At 63.6% G+C, this 21,281-nt stretch carries 23 protein-coding genes; 12 read left to right on the plus strand and 11 right to left on the minus strand.

Features of this window, described 5'->3' with window-relative positions:
• The first annotated feature begins 269 nt into the window (after window positions 1-269).
• Together IAE37_RS17270 and IAE37_RS17275 are read left to right on the plus strand one after the other, a co-directional pair.
• Window positions 270-587 (plus strand): DUF2388 domain-containing protein, encoded by a 318-nt coding sequence (locus tag IAE37_RS17270; protein WP_201175493.1) that lies wholly within the window; start codon window positions 270-272, stop codon window positions 585-587.
• A gap of 167 nt (window positions 588-754) precedes the next feature.
• A complete protein-coding gene (locus IAE37_RS17275; protein WP_201175495.1) occupies window positions 755-1,093 on the plus strand; it encodes a hypothetical protein in 339 nt (112 codons plus the stop codon).
• Window positions 1,094-1,102: 9 nt separating this feature from the next.
• Here IAE37_RS17275 and IAE37_RS17280 read toward each other — a convergent pair whose 3' ends face one another.
• A complete protein-coding gene (locus IAE37_RS17280; RefSeq protein WP_201175496.1) occupies window positions 1,103-1,567 on the minus strand; it encodes a nucleoside deaminase in 465 nt (154 codons plus the stop codon).
• 98 nt (window positions 1,568-1,665) lie between these two features.
• Window positions 1,666-2,676, minus strand: coding sequence for an AraC family transcriptional regulator (locus IAE37_RS17285; protein WP_201175498.1), 1,011 nt, complete (start codon window positions 2,674-2,676; stop codon window positions 1,666-1,668).
• A gap of 166 nt (window positions 2,677-2,842) precedes the next feature.
• Here IAE37_RS17285 and IAE37_RS17290 point away from each other — a divergent pair, with 166 nt between their 5' ends.
• Genes IAE37_RS17290 through IAE37_RS17300 form a run of 3 tightly spaced genes read left to right on the plus strand, consistent with a single transcriptional unit; the run spans window position 2,843 to window position 5,486 of the window.
• Entirely contained in the window at window positions 2,843-4,027 is a 1,185-nt protein-coding gene (locus IAE37_RS17290; protein WP_201175500.1) for an acetyl-CoA C-acyltransferase family protein, read from the plus strand.
• Between the two features lie 13 nt (window positions 4,028-4,040).
• Window positions 4,041-4,889: a 3-hydroxybutyryl-CoA dehydrogenase gene (locus IAE37_RS17295; protein ID WP_201175502.1), complete on the plus strand. Its 849-nt coding sequence runs from the start codon at window positions 4,041-4,043 to the stop codon at window positions 4,887-4,889.
• Window positions 4,890-4,901: 12 nt separating this feature from the next.
• On the plus strand, window positions 4,902-5,486 hold the full coding sequence (locus IAE37_RS17300) for a TetR/AcrR family transcriptional regulator (protein WP_201175504.1): 585 nt from the start codon (window positions 4,902-4,904) through the stop codon (window positions 5,484-5,486).
• A gap of 95 nt (window positions 5,487-5,581) precedes the next feature.
• Here the strand turns inward: IAE37_RS17300 and IAE37_RS17305 are convergent, their stop codons facing one another.
• From IAE37_RS17305 to IAE37_RS17325, 5 genes are read right to left on the minus strand one after another with little or no spacing between them, the layout of a single operon-like run.
• Complete coding sequence (locus IAE37_RS17305) at window positions 5,582-5,959, minus strand: response regulator (RefSeq protein WP_023629509.1); 378 nt, start codon at window positions 5,957-5,959, stop codon at window positions 5,582-5,584.
• Between the two features lie 44 nt (window positions 5,960-6,003).
• Window positions 6,004-7,230, minus strand: coding sequence for a hybrid sensor histidine kinase/response regulator (locus IAE37_RS17310; RefSeq protein ID WP_201175506.1), 1,227 nt, complete (start codon window positions 7,228-7,230; stop codon window positions 6,004-6,006).
• Complete coding sequence (locus IAE37_RS17315) at window positions 7,200-7,799, minus strand: chemotaxis protein CheB (protein WP_201175507.1); 600 nt, start codon at window positions 7,797-7,799, stop codon at window positions 7,200-7,202. Before IAE37_RS17315 ends, IAE37_RS17310 begins: the two co-directional genes overlap by 31 nt.
• Window positions 7,796-8,617 carry a CheR family methyltransferase gene (locus tag IAE37_RS17320; RefSeq protein WP_201175508.1) on the minus strand — a complete coding sequence of 274 codons (822 nt, stop codon included), beginning with the start codon at window positions 8,615-8,617 and terminating at the stop codon, window positions 7,796-7,798. Before IAE37_RS17320 ends, IAE37_RS17315 begins: the two co-directional genes overlap by 4 nt.
• Window positions 8,614-12,078, minus strand: a complete 3,465-nt coding sequence (locus IAE37_RS17325) for a response regulator (RefSeq protein WP_201175509.1) — start codon at window positions 12,076-12,078, stop codon at window positions 8,614-8,616. Before IAE37_RS17325 ends, IAE37_RS17320 begins: the two co-directional genes overlap by 4 nt.
• Window positions 12,079-12,328: 250 nt before the next feature.
• Here IAE37_RS17325 and IAE37_RS17330 point away from each other — a divergent pair, with 250 nt between their 5' ends.
• Window positions 12,329-12,682 carry a response regulator gene (locus tag IAE37_RS17330; RefSeq protein WP_201175510.1) on the plus strand — a complete coding sequence of 118 codons (354 nt, stop codon included), beginning with the start codon at window positions 12,329-12,331 and terminating at the stop codon, window positions 12,680-12,682.
• A gap of 50 nt (window positions 12,683-12,732) precedes the next feature.
• Here the strand turns inward: IAE37_RS17330 and cobF are convergent, their stop codons facing one another.
• The gene (cobF, locus tag IAE37_RS17335; protein WP_201175587.1) at window positions 12,733-13,485 is read right to left on the minus strand and encodes a precorrin-6A synthase (deacetylating); all 753 of its coding nucleotides are present in this window, start codon (window positions 13,483-13,485) and stop codon (window positions 12,733-12,735) included.
• A 62-nt stretch (window positions 13,486-13,547) separates the two neighbouring features.
• Window positions 13,548-14,837, minus strand: coding sequence for an OprD family porin (locus tag IAE37_RS17340; RefSeq protein WP_201175511.1), 1,290 nt, complete (start codon window positions 14,835-14,837; stop codon window positions 13,548-13,550).
• A gap of 365 nt (window positions 14,838-15,202) precedes the next feature.
• Between IAE37_RS17340 and IAE37_RS17345 the strand changes: the two genes are divergently transcribed.
• The 3 genes from IAE37_RS17345 (at window position 15,203) to IAE37_RS17355 (ending at window position 16,658) form a co-directional block, all read left to right on the plus strand.
• Complete coding sequence (locus IAE37_RS17345) at window positions 15,203-15,562, plus strand: histone-like nucleoid-structuring protein, MvaT/MvaU family (RefSeq protein WP_136914254.1); 360 nt, start codon at window positions 15,203-15,205, stop codon at window positions 15,560-15,562.
• 230 nt (window positions 15,563-15,792) lie between these two features.
• Window positions 15,793-16,320 carry a lactoylglutathione lyase gene (gene gloA, locus IAE37_RS17350; RefSeq protein WP_201175512.1) on the plus strand — a complete coding sequence of 176 codons (528 nt, stop codon included), beginning with the start codon at window positions 15,793-15,795 and terminating at the stop codon, window positions 16,318-16,320.
• A 95-nt stretch (window positions 16,321-16,415) separates the two neighbouring features.
• On the plus strand, window positions 16,416-16,658 hold the full coding sequence (locus IAE37_RS17355) for a hypothetical protein (protein WP_201175514.1): 243 nt from the start codon (window positions 16,416-16,418) through the stop codon (window positions 16,656-16,658).
• Between the two features lie 47 nt (window positions 16,659-16,705).
• On the opposite strand, the gene IAE37_RS17360 is transcribed toward IAE37_RS17355, so the two are convergent.
• Window positions 16,706-17,524, minus strand: a complete 819-nt coding sequence (locus IAE37_RS17360; protein ID WP_201175517.1) for a shikimate 5-dehydrogenase — start codon at window positions 17,522-17,524, stop codon at window positions 16,706-16,708.
• A 159-nt stretch (window positions 17,525-17,683) separates the two neighbouring features.
• Between IAE37_RS17360 and IAE37_RS17365 the strand changes: the two genes are divergently transcribed.
• Both IAE37_RS17365 and pbpG read left to right on the plus strand, forming a co-directional pair.
• Window positions 17,684-18,019 carry a hypothetical protein gene (locus tag IAE37_RS17365; protein WP_201175519.1) on the plus strand — a complete coding sequence of 112 codons (336 nt, stop codon included), beginning with the start codon at window positions 17,684-17,686 and terminating at the stop codon, window positions 18,017-18,019.
• 231 nt (window positions 18,020-18,250) lie between these two features.
• Window positions 18,251-19,177: a D-alanyl-D-alanine endopeptidase gene (gene pbpG, locus IAE37_RS17370; RefSeq protein WP_201175521.1), complete on the plus strand. Its 927-nt coding sequence runs from the start codon at window positions 18,251-18,253 to the stop codon at window positions 19,175-19,177.
• A gap of 66 nt (window positions 19,178-19,243) precedes the next feature.
• Here pbpG and IAE37_RS17375 read toward each other — a convergent pair whose 3' ends face one another.
• Window positions 19,244-19,705 carry a hypothetical protein gene (locus tag IAE37_RS17375; protein WP_201175523.1) on the minus strand — a complete coding sequence of 154 codons (462 nt, stop codon included), beginning with the start codon at window positions 19,703-19,705 and terminating at the stop codon, window positions 19,244-19,246.
• 204 nt (window positions 19,706-19,909) lie between these two features.
• Between IAE37_RS17375 and IAE37_RS17380 the strand changes: the two genes are divergently transcribed.
• Window positions 19,910-21,244 carry a lysine N(6)-hydroxylase/L-ornithine N(5)-oxygenase family protein gene (locus IAE37_RS17380; RefSeq protein WP_201175525.1) on the plus strand — a complete coding sequence of 445 codons (1,335 nt, stop codon included), beginning with the start codon at window positions 19,910-19,912 and terminating at the stop codon, window positions 21,242-21,244.
• Window positions 21,245-21,281: the final 37 nt, after the last annotated feature.

Below are 21,281 nucleotides of genomic sequence, written 5' to 3' on the forward strand. Positions count from 1 at the left end.
CTATTAGGTAGGAAATAACTCCATGAGAAAACTTTCGTTAAACTTTCTAACACTTCAATAAAATGTATTAATTGATTTATAGAGCTGATGCAATTTCTGCCACGCGAGGCCTGCTGTGGACGCCAAGTTCAGGTCGGGGCGGCTTGTGGCGCCACCCAGTCTCCAGGCCGGACCTGCGGTCGAAAATTTCGGGAACTACCAGCGCAGCTTGGCCCTCTGAAACACTGAGTGGTCATTTCTTTGGGCTTCATGCTTTCGGAGATTCCAACATGCGCCAGCTATTCCTCGCCCCCGCACTGCTGCTCCTGCTGCCTGCCGGTGCCGCTCTGGCCCGCGTCGATGCGGGCGACGTCGCTACTTCGGCCGGTGTTTCCGCTTCGCTGTACTCGACCTTCAAGGACGACAAACGCATCATCCCCGCCAACGATGAGCTCTCGGCGTTCGTGGCCAGTGGCGGTGCCATCCGAGGAGCCTACGTCGAATCTGCGCTGGAGCAGGTCCGCAAGGACTATCCGGGGTTGCAAGCCAGTGACGAAGAACTCGCCAGGGCCATTCTGTCTCAGGAAGACCCAGTGGCTGATCACTGAGCTTCGTCTTTGGCCAGGCAATGGGGCAGCGAGGTGGCTCGACCGTAGCCGCTGCCCTCACCTGGAACAATCTCGGAGTTTTCCTACCCGGTTTTGGGAAACGACTTACTTGCCGAGAAAAGCTGCGGAAAACAAGATCTCCTCTGGACGTCGCCAGAGGAGGCTGCATGTTCCCCCACACTCGCCTTATCGCCGAACTGCGCAGCGTCTTGCGCGAACTCCTGACCCACGAGGTCGTCAACCCCGATGAAGATCCTCATTGGTCGGGGGTGATGTTCTTCTGCGCCACCGACGAGCGAACCCGTCAGTTGATCGAGCGCATCGAGTTGCTCGCCAGCGAAGTCTTCTTCGATAGCTGCGGCCGGGCCATCAGCCAGCGCCTTCGTGCCCTGGCGGTAGACAGGGTTTGCGTGAAGGAAAAACGCAAGCGCCCGGCCGACCAGACGGTGATCCACATCACCCTCGCCGACAAGGGCTATATCACGGTCAGCACCACGCGCTTCTGAACAGGTCCTTCATTTGGCCTGCGCATTGGCCTGCTGCCACTGCCGGTACAAATCGGCCTCGCCCTCGGGTTTGAGTGGGCGCAGCGGCAAGCTCTGCTGCTGCGGCGGGCGGGCCATCTGGGCATACACTGCGGCAGTCGACAAACCATAGGGTTCGCCTTCGTCATTGTCGTAGGCGAACCAGGCCCGCTCGATGCCACACAAGTGCATGGCCGCCAGGCACATCGGGCAGGGGTGGCCGCTGGCGTAGATTTCCGCACCGTCCAGGCGTGGGCGGCCCAGGGCGTGGGCGGCCTTGCGGATAGCCTGCATCTCGGCGTGACTGGTGGGGTCCTGGGTGCTGTGGATCTCGTTGACCGCACGGGCGATCACCTGGCCCTGATACACCAGCACGGCGCCGAACGGGCGGCCGCCGGCGTCGATATTGGCGCGGGCCAGTTCGAGGGCTTCACGCATGTAGCGTTGATTGGACATATCGGGTTACTCCTGAGGCAACAAACGTTGATTATCCCGTCTTGCCCGCCCAGGTAGAAATGAAGAGATCGCATGCCCTTCAGTGGCCCAGCGAATGCTCAACGCCCGCCCAGCCGAGCCCGGTAGCTACCTGGGCTCTGCCCCGTCCATTTCTTGAACGCCCGGTGAAATGCGCTGGGCTCCTGGAAGCCGGTCTGCTCGGCGATCTCGGCGATGCTCAGCACCCCTTCGCGCAGACGCTCGAAGGCCATGGCGCGGCGCACTTCGTCCTTGATCTGTTGGTAAGAACGCCCTTCCCGCTCCAGCTGGCGGCGAAAGGTGCTGGCACTGAGCCCCTGCTGCTGGGCCAGCGCGGCCAGGGTCGGCCACTGGCCGTAGCGCCGCGCGCGCAGGTGGCGGTACACCTCGGCCACCCGATCGTTCTGGTTGCGAAAACGGATCACCAGGCCCTGCGGCGCACTGCGCAGGAAGGTTTTCAGACCCGCCAGGTCCTGCACCACCGGCAAGCGCAGGTAGGCGCTGTCGAACTCCACCTCGGTGCGGCCGCTGCCCAGGCGCAGGTCGGGCCCCCACAGTAGCAGGTCGTCCTCCTGGGACGGGCGGGCCAAGGCCAGCTCGGTACGGTCGATGGCGATACGTCGCCCGGCCAGCCAGCACAGCAGCCCAATGATCAACACCAGGTAGGTTTCCTCGGCATACACCCGAGTCAGCGGGTCGGCGATGGTCGACTGCACGCTGATCACCGCACGCCCGCCGCGCACCGCGACGCCAGCCTCGAGGTCGCGCAGGAACAGGCCGAAGTAGCCGATGCACTGGCGCAGGGCCTTTTCCAGGTTGGGCTCCTGGACCAGGCCCCGGCAGATCAGGGCGAAACTACCCAGTGGCATGCCGTGGCTGTCGAGGTTGAAGAACTCGTCGTCGAGCAGCTCGATCATGTCCAGCCACAGCCGGGCGAACGCCTGGGCCGGTACCCGGCCTTGGGGCTCGGCCATCACGGCCGGGTCGATCCCCACGGCGCGCAGGCGCGCATCGCGGACCTCGGGACGGTCGCGCAAGGCGTGGAGCATGGCATTGAGAAAGTACACGGCGACCGAATCGCTTTCGCGCATGGCAGGTTTCGCTGTCTGGGCTGGGTGGCAAAAAAAGCCAGGATGGCTGAACAGATACGACATAGGCGCAAGCCAGGGCATTGCCTAGACTCAGACCACTCCGGGACGCAAACCATTCTCGCAGAGCCTGGGCCGGTCCCGCCACGCCTTCGCAATCGGAGCCCTTATGAACAACCCAGAAATCTACGTCGTCAGTGCCGTGCGCACCGCCATTGGCGGCTTTGGCGGCTCGCTCAAGGACCTGCCCCTGGCAGACCTGGCCACCACCGTGGTCCGCGCCGCCATCGAGCGCGCAGGCGTCGAGGCCGCACAGGTGGGCCACGTGGTGATGGGCAACGTGATCCCGACCGAGGCCCGCGATGCCTACTTGAGCCGGGTCGCGGCCATGAATGCCGGCATTCCCAAGGAAACCCCCGCGTTCAACGTCAACCGCCTGTGCGGCTCGGGCCTGCAGGCGATCGTCTCGGCGGCGCAGTGCCTGTTGCTGGGCGATGCCGAGGTGGCCCTGGCCGCCGGCGCCGAGTCCATGAGCCGTGGCCCTTACCTGCTGCCCCAGGCGCGCTGGGGCGCGCGCATGGGTGACCTGCAGGGCGTCGACTACACCGTCGGGATTCTCCAGGATCCCTTCGAGCACTTCCACATGGGCATCACCGCAGAAAACGTCGCGGCCAAGCACGGCATCACCCGCCAGATGCAGGACGAACTGGCGCTGACCAGCCAGCGCCGCGCCGCCCGCGCCATCGCCGAAGGCCGCTTCGCCAGCCAGATCGTGCCGGTGGAACTGAAAAGCCGTAAAGGCACCGTGCAGTTCAGCGTCGACGAGCACGTGCGTGGCGACGTGACCGCCGAGCAACTGGCTGGCATGAAGAGCGTGTTCAAGAAGGATGGCAGCGTGACCGCCGGCAACGCCAGCGGCATCAACGATGGCGCCGCCGGGCTGATGCTGGCCAGCGGTGAAGCGGTACGCCGCCTGGGTCTCAAGCCGCTGGCGCGGCTGGTGGCCTACGCCCATGCCGGCGTCGAGCCTGGCCTGATGGGTCTGGGGCCGATCCCGGCGACCCGTGCGGTACTGAAGAAGGCCGGCCTGAACGTCAACGACCTGGACGTGATCGAGTCCAACGAAGCTTTCGCCGCCCAGGCCTGCGCGGTGGCACGCGAGCTGGAATTCGACCCGCAGAAGGTCAACCCGAATGGTTCTGGCATCTCCCTCGGCCACCCGGTCGGCGCCACTGGCGCGATCATCGCCACCAAGGCCATCCATGAACTGCAGCGCATTCAGGGTCGCTACGCCCTGACCACCATGTGCATCGGCGGTGGCCAGGGCATCGCCGTGGTCTTCGAACGGGTCTGAAGGAGCCATCGACATGAGCATTGAACAGATTGCCGTGATCGGCGCAGGTACCATGGGCAACGGCATCGCGCAGGTCTGTGCGGTGGCCGGCTACCAGGTGCTGCTGGTGGACGTATCCGACGCAGCGTTGGAGCGTGGTGTCGCCACCCTGGGCAAGAACCTCGAGCGCCAGGTCAACAAGGGCACGCTCTCGGCAGAAACCGCCGACGCGGCCAGGGCGCGAATCCGTACCAGCACCGACTACGCCGAGCTGACGGGCGCGCAACTGGTGATCGAAGCTGCCACGGAAAACCTGCAGCTCAAGCAGCGCATCCTGGCGCAGGTCGCGGCCAACGTCGACGCCGCGTGCCTGATCGCCACCAATACATCTTCTCTGTCGGTCACTCAGCTGGCCGCGAGCATCGAGCAGCCCGAGCGCTTCATCGGTGTGCACTTCTTCAACCCCGTGCCGATGATGGCGCTGGTCGAAATCATCCGCGGCCTGCAGACCAGCGACCAGACGTATGCCCAGGCACTGCTGGTGACCGAGAAGCTGGGCAAGACGCCGATCACCGCCAGTAACCGCCCAGGCTTCGTGGTCAACCGCATCCTGGTGCCGATGATCAACGAAGCGATCTTCGTGCGCCAGGAAGGCCTGGCCAGTGCCGAGGACATCGACACCGGCATGCGCCTGGGCTGCAACCAGCCGATCGGCCCGCTGGCCCTGGCCGACCTGATTGGCCTGGATACCCTGCTGGCGATCATGGAGGCCTTCCACGAGGGCTACAACGACAGCAAGTACCGCCCTGCTCCGCTGCTCAAGGAAATGGTCGCGGCCGGCTGGCTTGGCCGCAAGAGCGGCCGTGGTTTTTTCACCTACTGAGGAGCGAACGCCATGCCCGCCGCCCATACCGCAATGCGCTGTGCCAACTTCGAGGAGCGACGTGACCGGGCTTTGGCGCTGTTCGCCGAGAAGGGTTTCGGCCAGGTCAGCATGCGCGAGCTGGCGGCGCATGTTGGGCTGACGCCCGGGTCGCTGTACCACCACTTCCCCAGCAAGCAGGACTTGCTGTTCGACCTGATCGAAGAACTCTACGAAGAGCTGCAGGCCACCCTGGAGCTTGGCCGCCGGGCCATGGCCCGGGGCGGCTCGGCGATCTCGTGCCTGATTGCGGGGCATTGGCAGCTGCATGCCGAGCGGCCGCTGCAGTTTCGCCTGGCCGAACGCGACTTCTGCTGCCTGAGCGAGGCGCAGCAGGCGCGCCTGAGCGTGCAGCGCAAGCGCTACGAGGCAGGGCTGTTACGCCTGGTCGCGCCACGCGCCACCCTCGATGCGCAGACGCTGGAGGCTACCGCGCACGTATTGGCAACGCTGTTGAACCAGTTGCCGGGAATGCTGCGGGCACTACCGCAGGCGCAGGCACTGGGGCTGATGGAGAGCCTACTGTGCGGCGGTATCGAGCGCACCCTGGGCCGCTAGCGATACCTGTAGGAGCGGCTTTAGCCGCGAACCAGGCGAGGCGGTGCCTGGCACCGGCGACGCCGGTGTTCGCGGCTGAAGCCACTCCTACAGGTTCAACGTAGCAATGCCTGGATCTGCTCGTGCAGGGTATCGAGATCGAATGGCTTGGCCAGGATCGGCGCCTTGCGCGCGATGGGGCTGCCGGACTCGAGGATCTCGGCCGGGTAGCCACTGATGAAGATCACCTTCAGGTCAGGCCTCAGCTTCACCGCGGGCTCGGCGATCTCCACCCCGGAAATGCCACCCGGCAGGCGGAAGTCGGTGACCATCAGGTCCAGGTGCGGCTTGCTGGCCAGAATCGCGAACGCCTGTTCACCGTCTTCGGCCACCAGCACGTGGTAGCCCTCGCCTGCCAGGTAGTCCCGCAGGATCATGCGAATGGCCGGTTCATCCTCGACCACCAGCACCACGTCTTGTGCATCTTCACTCATGATAACGCCTTGAAAATCTTGAAGTTGGCCATCTGACCCCAGCCTCAGGCAGAGGTTGCCCGCAGCTGGTCGTTTTGTTCGGTCCTACCCGCCAACGGCAGCTGGATGCTGAACGTGGCGCCCTCGCCTTCCGCGCTGTCGACCCGAATGCAACCACCATGGGCCTGGACGATCTGCTCGGAGATATACAACCCCAACCCCAGGCCACCACTGGCCTGCTGCGCCGAAACCCGCTCGAACTGCTGGAAGATACGTTGCTGGTTTGCCGAGCTGATGCCGATGCCCTGGTCCTGCACCTGCACCCAGGCCATGGCGTCGCGTTCGAACACCCGCACGTGGATCGGCTTGCGTTCGCCGTAGCGCAAGGCATTGGACAACAGATTGGCCAGCACCTGCTCGATGCGGAATTCATCCCACTCGCCGAGCACAGGCTCGCAAGGGTGCAATTCTATATGGGTTTCCAGGGCCGTGGCCTGGGCCGCGAAGTTTTCCACCAGGCTGCGCGCCAGCTGCGCCAGGTCGAAGGCCTTGGGCCGTATCGACAGCTTGCCGGTGCGGATGCGCGAGACGTCGAGCATGTCTTCGATCAGGCGGATCAGGCTGTTGATCTGTCGCTCGTCACGCTCGACCATGGCATGCAGCTTGTCCTCGCTGAAGGCGTCGAAGTTGCCCCGCGCCAGGTGCATCTTGCGCAACTGGGTTTCCAGGATCAGGCCGTTCAGTGGCGTGCGCACTTCGTGGGAGACGATCGACATGAAATCGTCGCGCATGCGCACCGCATGTTCCAGTTCGCAACGTGCCACCTGCAACTGGACGAGCAACTGCTCCTGCTCCTGGCGGCTCTGTTCCAGCGCCTGCAACTGGCGATCCAGGGCCTTGCGCTGGCGGTACAGCTCGACGAACACGGTGACCTTGCTCTTGACCGCCAGGGTTTCCAGCGGTTTGTGCAGGAAGTCCACCGCGCCGCTTTCGTAGCCCTTGAACGCGTAGTTCATTTCACGCCCGGCGGCGGTGACGAAGACGATGGGGATGTGCCGGGTCTTTTCCGTGCCACGCATGAGTTCGGCCAGCTCGAAGCCGTTCATGCCTGGCATCTGTACGTCGAGGATGGCCAGGGCGAATTCATGCTCGAGCAGCAGCGACAGGGCCTGCTCGGCCGACTGCGCCTGGTGTACCTCGCGGTCGTCGCCGTGGATCAGGGCGGCGAGGGCCAGCAGGTTCTCCGGCAGGTCGTCGACGATCAGCAGTTTGGCGATGATGTGGCTTGGCATGCGCTGGATTCCAGGGTCGAGAGCAATCGCTCGATTCCGCTAAGGGTCAGGATCAGGTCGGGCCGGTGCAGGGCCAAGGCGGCCTCCGGCATCAGCGAAACCTGTGCGTCGCGGGGGTCCTGGACCACGGTCCGGCCCCCGCTTTTGTGAACGTAGGCAAGGCCCTCGGCGCCATCCTCGTTGGCACCGGTGAGCAACACGCCTAGCAGCCCGTCGCCATAGGCATCGGCCGCCGAGGTGAAGAGAAAGTCGATGGCCGGTCGGGAGAAATGCACGGGGTCCTCCTGGCTCAATGAAAAGGTCAGGTCGTGTTCCACCGACACGTGATAGCCCGGGCCTGCCACATAGATCAAACCTGGCGACAGGGGTTCCTTGTCGCGGGCCTCGCGCACCGGCCGGCGCAGGCGCCGCTGCAGCACCTCGGCGAGCTGGCTGTGCCGGTCGTCAGGCAAGTGCAGCACGCACACCACCGGCAAGGCGAGCCCGCCGGGCAAGCTGCCCAGCACCTTGAACAGCGCCGCGACGCCGCCCGCCGAGGCGCCGATGACCACCGCACGTACACCCTTCATGACTTGCGGAAGATCCGTTCGGGCTTGACCAGCGGCTCGAAGCGATCATGGTACGCCGAGAAGTCCAGCGACTCCTTGCTACCGAGGACGAGGAAACCACGATGGCACAGCGACTCGTGGAACAGACCCAGGGCGCGGTCCTGCAGCGCCTTGTCGAAGTAGATGAGCACGTTGCGGCAAGACACCAGCTGGGTTTCGGAAAACACGCTGTCGGTGGCCAGGCTGTGGTCGGCGAAGGTCACGTTGTCGCGCAGGCTGCTGTCCATGATGGCGCTGCCGTAGGCGGCGGTGTAGTACTCGGCGAAGTCGCGCCGCCCACCCGCCAGGCGATAGTTCTCGGCGTATTCGTGCATGCTCTGCATCGAATAGATGCCTTGCTTGGCCTTGTCCAGCGAACTGGGGTTGATGTCGGTGGCGTAGATGATGGTGCGTTCGAGCAGGCCTTCTTCACGCAGCAGGATGGCCATCGAGTAGACCTCCTCGCCGGTGCTGCAACCTGCGATCCAGACCTTGATCGACGGCCAGGTGCGCAGCAACGGCACCACTTCGTTGCGCAGCGCGAGGAAGTGGCTGGGGTCGCGGAACATCTCGCTGACCGGGATCGTCAGGTACTGCAGCAGCTGCATGAACATGCCGGGGTCGTGCAACACCCGCTCCTGCAGCGCCGAGACCGTGCGGCAATCGAACTGGCGCACGGCGTGGGCGATCCGGCGCTTGATCGAAGCGCCGGAGTAGTTGCGAAAATCGTAGCTGTACTTGAGGTAGATCGCCTCGATCAGCAGCCGGATCTCGATGTCGGTGTTGCGTTCGCTAGTCAAATTCGCTCCAGTTGCGGCAGCCAGACACGAATCAACGAGAACAGGCGGTCCAGGTCGATCGGTTTGGCCAGGTAGTCATTGGCGCCCGCTTGCAGGCAGCGGTGCTGGTCGTCCTTCATCGCCTTGGCGGTCACGGCGATGATCGGCAACTTGCGCCAGCGTGGTTGCTGTCGGATCAGGCGGGTAGCCTCGAAACCGTCCATCTCGGGCATCATCACGTCCATCAGCACCAGGTCGATGTCTTCGTGCTGCTCGAGGCGCTCGATGGCCTCGCGGCCGTTACGACCGATCTCGACGATCGCGCCCTTGTGCTCCAGGGCGCTGGTCAGGGCGAAGATGTTGCGCACATCGTCGTCGACCAGCAGGATGCGCCGCCCTTCGAAGACCTTGTCGCGGCTGCGTGCGGTCTTGAGCATGCGCTGGCGCTCGTGCGACAGCTGCGACTCGACCTTGTGCAGGAACAGCGTGACTTCGTCCAGCAGTCGCTCGGGCGAGCGCGCGCCCTTGATGATGATCGAGCGCGAGTACTTGAGCAGGTCGGCTTCCTCCTCGCGGGTGAGATTGCGCCCGGTGTAGACGATCACTGGCGGGAACGAGCGGATGTCCTCGGCGGTCATGCGCTTGAGCAGCTCGTTGCCGAGCATGTCGGGCAGCTTCAGGTCGATGATCATGCAGTCGTAGATGTTCTCGCGCAACAGCGCCAGGGCATCCTGAGCCAGGGCCACCGCCGTGATCTCGACATCGTCGTCGCCGATCAGGCGGGCGATGCTTTCGCGTTGCAGGTCATCGTCCTCCACCAGCAGTATGCGCTTGAGCTTCTGGGTGAGTTTGGCCTCCAGGCGCGCGAACACTTCCTTGAGCTCTTCGCGGCTGGTGGGCTTCACCGCATAACCGACGGCGCCCATGTGCATGGCAGCCTCGACCCGGTCCTCCACCGAAATGATGTGCACCGGGATGTGCCGGGTGCCCGCCTGCTCCTTGAGGCGCTGCAGCACGGTGAGCCCGGAATGGTCGGGTAGGCGCATGTCGAGCAGGATAGCGTCGGGGACGAACTGCGCGGCGAGCGCGAAACCTTCGTCGGCGCCTTGCGCCACCAGGCAGCTGTAGCCCAGTTCATGAGCCAGGTCGTAGAGGATGCGGGCGAAGTTCGGCTCGTCCTCGATCACCAGGATGCAGCGATTGCCGAACGGCGCGCGGTCGCGGTCGTCGTCGAACGCCGGGGCCAGGCGCGCCGGCAGCGCCGGTGCGGCCTGGGGCGGCGGCGGCAGGCTGTCGACGGCCGGGCGCAGGCTGAGTGCTTCGACTTCCTCGTCCTGGGCCTCGTAGCGCTCAGGCAGCACCAGGCTGAACACGCTGCCCTGGCCAGGTACGCTCTGCACGCTGATCTGCCCGCCGAGCAGGTGGGCCAGATCGCGGGAAATCGACAAGCCCAGGCCAGTGCCGCCATAACGGCGGTTGCTGGTGCCGTCGACCTGGTGGAAGGCGCCAAAGATCGCCTGCTGCTGGTCGGCGGCGATGCCGATGCCACTGTCGCGCACCGCGAACACGATACCGCTGGCGGGATCGAAGCTGATCGACAGGCTGACCTGGCCACGCTCGGTGAACTTGATGGCGTTGGACAGCAGGTTCTTGAGGATCTGCTCCAGGCGCTGGCGGTCAGTGAACAAAGTGGCGGGCACCTGGCGCTCGACCTTGAGTTCGAAGGCCAGCCCCTTTTGCTCGGCCAGCGGCAGGAACATGCCCCGCAGGCCCTCGACCAGGCGCTCGAGCTGGGTGGTCTCGGGGCGCACTTCAAGTTTGCCGGCCTCGACCTTGGCAATGTCGAGGATGTCGTTGATCAGGTTGAGCAGGTCGTTGCCGGCCGAGTAGATCGATTCGGCGAACTTGACCTGCTCGTCACTGAGGTTGCCCTCGCCGTTCTCGGCCAGCAACTTGGCCAGGATCAGCGAGCTGTTGAGCGGCGTGCGCAACTCGTGGGACATGTTGGCGAGGAATTCCGACTTGTACTTGCTCGAGCGCTGCAGGTCGTCGGCGCGAGCCTGCAGTTCTTCCTGGGCCTGGCTCAGTTCGCCATTCTTGCGGTCCAGGGCATCGGTGCGCTCGGCCAGCTGTTCGTTGGTCTGCTCCAATTCCGCCTGCTGGGTCTCCAGGTGTGCCTGGGACTCCTTGAGCACGCGGGACTGCTCCTCCAGTTCCTCGTTGGCGGTCTTGAGCTCCTCCTGCTGCACCTGCAGTTCTTCGTTGAGCTGCTGGGTCTCGGCCAGCACCTCTTGCAGGCGTTGGCGATAGCGCGCAGTTTCGATGGAAATGCCCAGGTTCTCGGCGATCCGCTCGAGCAGCTCGCCATCGCGCTCCGCCAACGGTCGCAGGAAGCCCAGCTCGACCACACCGTTGACCTGTTCGTCATGAGCAGCCGGGACCAGCAATGCGCTGCGCGGCAAGCCACTGCCCAGCCCCGAACTGATCGGATAGAAATTCTCTGGCAAGCCATCCAGGCTGATCACCCGCCCCTGGCGTACCACCTGGGCCAGCAGGCCGTGATGCTCAGCGAGCACCTGCTCGCGCGCCTGCTCCTTTGCATCGAGGCCATAACTGGCGACCCGCACCAGGCGGCCATGCTCGTCGCGCACGTAGAACGCGCCGACCACGCTGCCCAGGTAGCCGGCGAAAAAGCGCAGGATATTGTCGCCAAGCATCGGCAAGGTCAGTTGCCCCAAGACCTGTTGCGCCAACTGGGTCTGGCCGTTGCGCAGCCAGGCCTGGTGCTCCAGACGCTCGGCGGCGCGTTGCTGAGCCTGCAGGTTGTCGACGTAACTGTTGGACAAGGCCAGCAGGTCACGGCGACCAAGATAAGCCAGCAATGCGGTGAGCCCAACGATGAACAACACGAACGCGGAGATGATCAGAGTCGTGACCGAACTGACGTTATCGTTGCGCGAGGTGCGCAACTGTTGCTCGGCCGCCACGAAATCGTCGAACTCCTTGCGGATTTCGTCGGTGATGCGCTTGCCCCGGCCATTGCCGATCAATGCCTGGTAATCGCCCTGGCTGCGGCGCAGCTTGATCATCTCACTACCGAAGTCGTTCCACGCTCGCTGCAAGCCGATCAGCCGGTCGATGCGATCGACCTGCGGGGGGTTGTCTTCGACCATCGCCCGCAGGCTGTTCAGGCTGCTCAAGATGCGCGGCTTGGCCACCTCGTAGGGGTCGAGGAAGCGTTCATCGCCGGTGATGAGAAAACCGCGCATGCCGGTTTCCATGTCGATCGACAGCTTCACGGTTTCGTTGGCGTTACCGATCACTCGATCGGTGTGCTCAACCCATTGCATGGCCGACAGCAGGTAATAAACGACCGCGACGAATGCCACGGCTCCCAGCAAGCCCACTCCCAAGGGCAAGCCAATGTTTCGGCTCAACAGCTTGCGAAAGCTCTGTTGATCCATCGAGGCTGCTTGAATCATGTAGTAACGCCCGAGCGAAAAAAATCCATTGATCGATATGGCTGACAGTGCCTGTTGTTGTATGCCACTGCTGCTTGGCCTATTGCGAGTCTAACCAGACTTTGCCGGCTTCGGCAGGGCATTTAGCCAGTATTTGAAGCGGGCATGCGCCAATCGTTCCATCGGATTACGACGATCTGTATCCTGACGGAACTTCTGCCGTGCTCCGGCGCACAGAAGAAAGACATTCATTTCTGTACAGGATCGAACCATGCAGCACCTTCTGGTTGTCGAAGACGACGACATCGTCCGCATGCTGATGGTCGAGGTACTCGACGAATTGGGCTACAAGGCCATCGAAGCGGAAAACGCCAGCGTCGCCCTGGGCGTGTTGCAAGACCCCACCCAGCAACTGGCCCTGCTGATGACCGACGTCGGTCTGCCCGACATGCGCGGCGAGGAGCTGGCCGGCAAAGCCCGCGAGATCCGCCCACTGCTGCCGATCCTGTTCGCCAGCGGCTACGCCGAAACGGTCAACGTGCCCGAGGGGATGCACCTGATCGGCAAGCCGTTCAGCATCGATCAATTGCGCGAAAAGGTGTTGGCGATTCTGGGTACGGCCTGAGAGAGGCGGCGCCTGCTTCGCGGGTAAATCGCAGCGGCGAACCGCCGCTCCTACTTCAGCTCCCGACGCAACAGATAGCTGTCCATGATCCACCCCTTGCGCCGCCGCTCCCGCTCACGCACCTGCAGAATCCGCGCCTTCACCGTCGGCAACGGTCCGGTGATCAGCACCTCGTCCGCGGTGCCCAGGTAGGCGCCCCAGTAGATCACCAGTCCTGGGTCGTCCAGTTCGGCGAACGCGCACTGCCCGTCGAGCATCACCGCCACGTTGTCGATCCGCCCATGCCCGGCCAGGCGCCGCCCCGGCAGCACCGTCAGCGGCTCGCCGATGCGGTTCAGTGGCACCTGGTGACGTGCCGCCAGGGCCTGCACGCTGCTGATCCCCGGAATGACCTCCAGGCGCAAGGACGCGCCCCCCTGGCGGACCAGGTCGAGTATGCGCAGCGTGCTGTCGTACAGCCCAGGCTCGCCCCAGAGCAGAAAGGCGCCGACTTCGCCGGCCGCTAGCTGGTCATCGAGCAGACGTGCATAGAGCGCCGCACGCTGGCGATGCCATTGCCGCACCGCCGCGACATAATCGAGCGCCCCCGCTTCGCGCCTGGGGTCGGCCACCTGCACCAGCCGGTAGCCGCCTTCGGGGCGATAACGGGCCAGAATCGCCTTGCGCAACTGCACCAGTTCGTCCTTGCCCTGCCCCTTGTCGAGCACGAAGAATACCGAGGCGCGACGCATCGCATCGACCGCCTCGTAGGTGACCTGGCGTGGATCGCCTGGACCGATGCCAATCAGCAACAGATCTTTCATCATCTTGCCCTACTCCAATCCCCGGCCATTCTCGGCCGAGTGCAGGCGTTTGGCAAAGCGCCTCAGAAGATCGAGAAGTTGTAGCTGACGATCACCCGGCTTTCGTCCATGTCCCGCGCCCACTTCTCGTAGTTGCTGCGGTAGGTGGAGTTGCGCAGGCGTATGCTGACATCCTTGAAGGTACCGCTTTGCACCTGGTACTTGAGCTCAGTGTCGCGTTCCCATTCCTTGCCCTGGTCCGGGCTGCCCGGGACCTTGATGTGGTCACCGTTGATGTAGCGGGTGAAGAACGATAGCCCCGGCACCCCGAGCGCCTTGAAATCGTAGTCGTAGCGCAGCTGCCACGAGCGCTCCTGGGCCGCGGCGAAATCGTTGACCTGGGCGTAGTTGACCAGGTACGGGTTGCTGCCATCGAGATAGGGCATGGCGCTCTGGCCATACATGCGCTGCCAGCCGGCGCTGATCTTGTGACCGCCCAGGCTGTAGCCGAGCATGCCGCTGAAGGCGCGATGATCGATCTTGCCGGCGCGGGCGTTGCCGATGTCATCGCTCTTGATGACGCGCAGGTCCGCCGACAGGCTGCCCACCGCCAGCGGCTGGGTGGCGACCAGGCCGAGGAAGTGCTGGCGATAGATGTTCTCGAGCTTGGCCACCTGGTACTGGGCACTGACCCGGTCGTTGAAGCGGTAGTCGAGCCCGGCGAGGTCGAAATGATCGGCCTCGATGTCGCAGGCATAACGCTTGTTCTTGCAGTGCACGCGGATGTCCTGGCGGTCGGTGGAATCGCGCGCGGTGTACTGGTTCAGACGGGCCAAGGTGAACTTGAGGTCGTGCACTTCCTCGGAGGTGAGCCAGGCGCCGTGGAACATCGTCGGCAACAGACGCCCGTCGTTGTACTTGAGCAGCGGCACGTCCGGCATCATCGAGCCGTACTTGAAGACGGTGTCGGACACCTTGACCTTGGCCGCCAGCCCCATCTTCGCATATTGGTCGGCCGAGCCACGCGGGTCGTGCCCCGAAGACGGCAACAGGCCGCTGTTGCTGTCGGCCGGGCTGGAATCGAGCTTGAAACCGATCATGCCCAGCGCATCCACGCCAAAGCCCACCGGGCCTTGGGTATAACCGGACTGCACATTGAGAATGAAACCTTGCGCTGCCTCTTCGCGCTTGGATGCCCCCTGGCTGGAACTGCTGTGACCATCGCGGAAGTCGCGGTTGAAGTAGACCGTGCGCGCCTCGAGCTTGGCGCTGCTGTCTTCAATAAAGCCGCCGGCCTGGGCCTGGGCACCGGCGCACAACAGCAACAGGCCTGCAACACGGCGACCTGGAACGAGTGGAAAAGGGGCAAACATGCAAAAGAAGTCCAGATAAAAGACAAGAAAACACTGCGCCAGCAAGGTTCGCCGGCGCCGAGACGACAGGATCGGGAACAGCCGACCATCATCTGAAATGATCCCGCAACGGCTCTGGGACGCACCATTGGACATTGGTCTAGCGAAACAGCCGGGTACCTTGGGAAACCTTTGCAAGCCTTTTAACGATCGCGCGAGAAACTTGGAAAGTTCCGGCGTTATATATAAAAAGTTGCGGTTTACCTAGTTTAGTTCAAGGACTACACTCGTGCTTAGCGAACAGCCTTACCCACCCGCGTGGCCGGCGTTAATTCTCTCCAATGTTCGTCACGCCATGCCACGGACGCCAGACAGGAGTGATTACAGTGTCCAGACTTGCAGAGTTTCGTGCTGCCGAAAAAGCGCTCCAGGAACAGATCGCGCAACTGGAGGCGCTGAAAAAGGACTCCGGCCTGAAACGCGAAATCGAATTCGAGCAGAAACTAGTCGGCCTGATGAAAAGCTATGACAAGAGCCTGCGCGACATCATCGCCATTCTCGACCCCAAGGCGGTTTCGAAAGTGTCCGCCGCGCCCGCCAAGCAACAACGCCGGCCACGGGTAGTGAAGGTTTACGAAAACCCGCACACCGGCGAGCTGATCGAGACCAAGGGCGGCAACCACCGCGGCCTCAAGGCCTGGAAGGAACAATACGGCGCCAGCACCGTGGAAAGTTGGGTGCGCTGATGAAACATCAACGCAGACTTCACACTTTTTTCACAAGGATCACGGCAGTATCGAAACAGCTAAAGGACTAGCGACCCCATCACGCGCCCGCACATGCGGGCCTCTAATTCCAGCGCCCTGCTCGCATCGAGCAGGGCGCTTTCATTTGCGCAATCACTTCACTGCCGTATCATGGGCGGCCTGTCTGTTTCGCCGAGCCTCGCGCTTCGGCCCCCGTTGATGGAGCACCCATGAGCCTGCACGATCTGCAAACCCTGCCTGGCGTCACCGCGCAGCCGGACACCGCCACCGCGCAATTCGTCTTCAACCACACCATGCTGCGGGTCAAGGATATCGAGAAGTCGCTGGACTTCTACACCCGCGTGCTGGGCTTCCGCCTGGTGGACAAGCGCGACTTCCCGGAAGCCGCGTTCAGCCTGTACTTCCTGGCCCTCGTCGACCCGGCGCAGATCCCTGCCGATGACGCCGAGCGCCACCAGTGGATGAAGTCGATCCCCGGCGTACTGGAACTGACCCATAACCACGGTACCGAGAACGACCCGGAGTTCGCCTATCACAATGGCAACACCGACCCTCGCGGCTTCGGCCACATCTGCATCTCGGTGCCGGACGTGCGCGTTGCCTGCGCACGCTTCGAGGCCCTCGACGTGCCGTTCCAGAAGCGCCTGCAAGATGGCCGCATGAACCACCTGGCCTTCGTCAAGGACCCGGACGGCTACTGGGTCGAGGTGATCCAGCCAGCCGAGCTCAAAGGCTGACCGCAAGTCTTGCGCATTCGTCGGGCCGGGAACTCCTGGCCCCTCGCTGTGGTATATGGAAATGACAGCTTCCAAACCACAGCGAGGTAAGGACGATGGAATCTCTTCACTGTGAATACCGCGAGCACACCATCACCGCCAGTGTGATGCCCCACCCCGATTCTCCCCTGCCCTATGCCGCCGGCTGCCTGATCACCGACCCTCAGGGGCATGTCAGCAAGCGCATCCCGATGCCTATGAAGTTCTTCTCCAGCCTTGAAAATGCCCAGCATGTGTCCATGGCCCATGGCCGTGCGCTGGTCGACGAGCGGCTGGACAAGGGGCACAAGGCCTTCTGACCTAGTAGTTCAGGCTCCTGTCGCCGGCCAGCCGGCGACAGTGCCGGTCAGGCCCGCGCGTACGCCACCGCAGCATCCACCTGCGCCCGCGTCGGCCGCACCCCGGTATACAGCACGAACTGTTCCAGCGCCTGCAGGGCGATCACGTCGAGCCCGGTAATCACCGGCTTGCCTTGTGCCTCGGCACGCCGAATCAAGGGTGTGCGCGCCGGCATGGCGACCACGTCGAATACCCGCTCGGCAGCATCGATGGCATTCTCGGAAAACGCCAGGTGATCGGCCTCGGGCCCTCCAGCCATGCCGATCGGCGTGACGTTGACCAGCATCGGCGGACACAGGTCGCCCAGGTCGTCGACCCAGCGATAACCGCACATATCGGCCAACTGCCGCCCGGCCTGTTCATTACGCGCGACGATCAGGCCTTCGGCGAAACCGGCATCGCGAAACGCGCTGGCCACGGCCTTGGCCATACCACCACTGCCACGCAGGGCAAACGCGGTATCCGGGTCGACCCGATGCTGTTCGAGCAGTTGGCGCACTGCCAGGTAATCGGTGTTGTAGGCCTTTAGCCAGCCTTGGTCGTTGACCAGGGTATTGACCGACTCGATGGCTGCCGCCGATGGGTCGATTTCGTCCACCAGTGCCATGCAGGCTTCCTTGTACGGCATCGACACGCCACAGCCGCGGATGCCCAATGCGCGGATACCTGCCACCGCTGCAGGCAGGTCGTCGGTGGTCATGGCCTTGTAGTAATAGTCCAGGCCCAACTGCTGGTAGAGATGATTATGAAAGCGCACGCCAAACGTACCGGGCCGGCCCGCCAGGGAAATGCACAGCACAGTGTCTCTGCTTGGGGTAGTCGCCATGAACTGCTCCTTGGTTGCAACTGAAACGTTTGTGCAGGGTACCAGAGGTCTCCACTGGTCGTCCTTACACAACCTTTACCGTTTCCCCATGCTCAGCTGACCGTCCACGCAGTCATAGTAGTAGTGCCCCAGTGCGGGGTCATCTGTGAGGACATCCCTATGAACCGTCTTATCCCCGGAATCGCCCTGCTGGTCGGCGCCCTGGCCGCCAGCGGGCAGGCCTCTGCCCATGGCGGCGGTGGCGGCTGGCATGGGCCCGGCCCGGTACTCGGCGCGGCCGTGGTCGGCGCCGTGGTGGGCGCCGCGGTCTATGGCGGTCGTGACCGTACCGTGTATGTCCAGCCGCAACCCGTCTATTACCCACCAGCGCCAGTGTACGTGCAGGCGCCGCCACCTCCCGGGTACTACCAGCCCTACTACGCACCTGCCCCGCCGCCACCGGCATACCGCTACTACGGCCCGCCACCGGTGTATTACGGCCCGCCACGCTGGTAAGCCGCAAGGGGGCCGCTATGCGGCCCCCTGACACCGCCCTGGCAGGCTCGGCCTTGCCCCCCCCCGACGAACGGAGGCTGAAAAACCGTTCCAGCATGAAGCTTTTTTCATAAGTTGGATGCCGCTAAACGAGCAATCGACAGCGCTTGAGCCATACTCCAGAATGCAACGGTTTCGAGGGGGAAAACCCTTGCACAGCCAACGACATACCAACTTTTAGTGAGCCTCAACGTGAAAACATCCCTGTCCATCCTCAGCCTGCTGCTGTTGCTCACAGGTACCGCGACCCTCCCGTCGACCGCTGCTGCACAACCCCCATCCCAGGTGAAGAACGACCCTCCCAAGTTGCACCTGGCTTCCGGCAGCGCCCTGCTGATCGACCTGAACACCAACCAGGAACTGTATTCGAGCCACGCCGACCGCGTGGTGCCCATTGCCTCGGTGACCAAGCTGATGACGGCGATGGTGGTGCTGGACGCCAAGCAGCCCATGGACGAGATGCTGACCATGACCATCGCCGGCAACCCCGAGATGAAAGGCGTGTATTCGCGGGTACGGCTGGGCAGCCAGCTCGACCGCCACGAAACCCTGCTGATCACCCTGATGTCCTCGGAGAACCGCGCCGCCAACACCCTGGCCAACCACTACCCGGGCGGCTATCCGGCATTCATCAAGGCCATGAACGCCAAGGCCCGCGCCCTGGGCATGACGCACACGCACTATGTCGAGCCGACCGGCCTGTCGACGCAGAACGTCTCCACCGCCCGTGACCTGGCCAAGCTGCTGATGGCGTCGCGCAAGTACCCGATGCTCAGCGAACTTTCCACCACCCGCGAAAAGACCGTGGCATTCCGCAAGCCCAACTACACCCTGGGCTTCCGCAATACCGACCACCTGGTGAACAAGAGCAACTGGGACATCAAGCTGACCAAGACCGGCTTCACCAACGAAGCAGGCCACTGCCTGGTCCTGCTGACCCGGATGGACAACCGCCCGGTGGCCATGGTGATCCTCGACGCCTACGGCAAGTACACCCACTTCGCCGATGCCAGCCGCATGCGCCAATGGCTGGAAACCGGCGCGGCCAAGCCGGCACCGGCCGTGGCGATGCAGTACAAGTCGGACCGCCAGAACAAGGCCCGCCTGGCCACGGATTGAGCCGAAAGGCTCAGACCTGGGGGGCCGCTCTGCGGCCCCGGCATTCTTGAGTGAACGGCATTACCCTCAGGCCTGGGTGCTGACGATGCTGCCGGTGGCGCTGCCACCCTCTTCGGTCAGCAATTGCAGCAACTGCGCGGTCGCCGCCTGGATCTGCCCACTGAGCGTGGCGATGCTGGCCTGCTTGGCGCTCACTGCTGCGGCCTTGGCCGACTCGTCCATGTTCTTGGCTTGCAGTGCAGCCAACTGTTTCTGCTGCTCGGCCAGCTGTTTCTGCAGCTCCTTGATCATCTCCTTCAACTCGCTGACAGCCGACGAGTCGCTGCTCTCGCTGCTGCTGTCACCGCTGCCCGCTGCGCCACCAGCACCACCGGCACCTTGCGCCTGGCCAGCGGCCTGGGTGGTCGAGGTGCCCGCCTGGGCGGTCTCTGTGCTGTCCTGGGCGCCTTCGCTGGCCGCCACATCGGTGTTCGCGACCTGTGCCTGGGTAGCCGCCGCGTGGATCGTGACCGAACTGATTCCTACCATTTTTTCCTACCTGAAGCGCGTCCATGGGGATTTTGACCTGTCCCTCCTATCGGCCGGACAACGCACTTCTTTAGCCGCATAGGCGAAAGCGCTGCAAAACGCCCCGGTAAATTCCCCACCCCCTGGCTCGTTCCAACCAATGTACTTGCGCAGGAGCCGGAGCCCCGGCGGGCGTCCACATTCGACCATTATGGAATCGCAGCCATGAGCCAGTCCTCAAACACGGAAACAATCAAAGATCTGATCGGCGTGGGCTTCGGCCCTTCCAACCTGGCCTTGGCCATCGCCCTGGAAGAACTCGCCCAGAGCCAGGGCCACGCACTCGACGCGCTGTTCATCGACAAGCAGAAGGATTACCGCTGGCACGGCGAGACCCTGGCCACCCAGAGCGAACTGCAGATCTCCTTCCTCAAGGACCTGGTCTCGCTGCGCAACCCCACCAGCCCGTACAGCTTCGTCAACTACCTGCACCAGAAGCAGCGCCTGGCCGACTTCATCAACCTCGGCACCTTCTACCCTTGCCGGCTGGAGTACAACGACTACCTGCGCTGGGCGGCCGAGCACTTCGCCAGCCAGGCGGTGTACGGCGAAGAAGTGCTGCGCATCGAACCGGAACTGCAAGGCGGACGCGTCGAGCACCTGCGCCTGGTCTCGCGCGACCAGCAAGGCCGCGAATACAGCCGCCGCACCCGCTCGGTGGTGGTGGGCAGCGGCGGCACACCGAAGATTCCCGAGAAATTCGGTGCGTTCAAGGACGATCCGCGGGTGTTCCACCATTCCCAGTACCTCAGCAGCTTGAAGAAGCTGCCCTGCAACGAGGGCAAGGCGATGCGCATCGCGGTGATCGGCTCGGGCCAGAGTGCCGCCGAGGCGTTCATCGACCTCAATGACAGCTACCCCTCGGTGAAGGTCGACATGGTCCTGCGCGGCTCGGCGCTCAAGCCGGCCGACGACAGCCCCTTCGTCAACGAGATCTTCTCGCCCGACTACACCGACCTGGTCTACAACGAGCCGGCCGACCAGCGCAGCAAGCTGCTCGGTGAATACCACAACACCAACTATTCGGTGGTCGACCTCGACCTGATCGAGCGTATCTACGGCATCCTCTACCGCCAGAAAGTGGCCCACCAGTTCCGCCACAACGTGCTCTGCCGCCGCCAAGTCGAAGCGGTGGTCGCGACCCGCGACGGCATCGAGCTGACCCTGCGCGACCTGGCCACCGGTCAGCAACAGACCCACCGCTACGATGCCGTGATCCTCGCCACCGGCTACGAGCGCCGCTCGCACCGCGACCTGCTGGCGCCGTTGGCCGGTTATCTCGAAGACTTCAGCGTCGACCGCAACTACCGCATGCTGGCCAGCGACGACCTGCAAGCCTCGGTGTACCTGCAAGGCTTCTGTGAAAACAGCCATGGCCTCAGCGACACCTTGCTGTCGGTCCTGCCGGCACGCGCCGCGGAAATCAGCCAGGCGCTGTATCTCGACCTCACCCGCCAGCAGGGCCGAAGCCAACCGGCTGTCGCCCTGACCAGCGCCTGATCATCACCCCGCCTCCTCCAAGCCGGCATGGCGCCTG

It is taken from the genome of Pseudomonas sp. S31 (assembly GCF_016648105.1).
Classification (GTDB): domain Bacteria; phylum Pseudomonadota; class Gammaproteobacteria; order Pseudomonadales; family Pseudomonadaceae; genus Aquipseudomonas.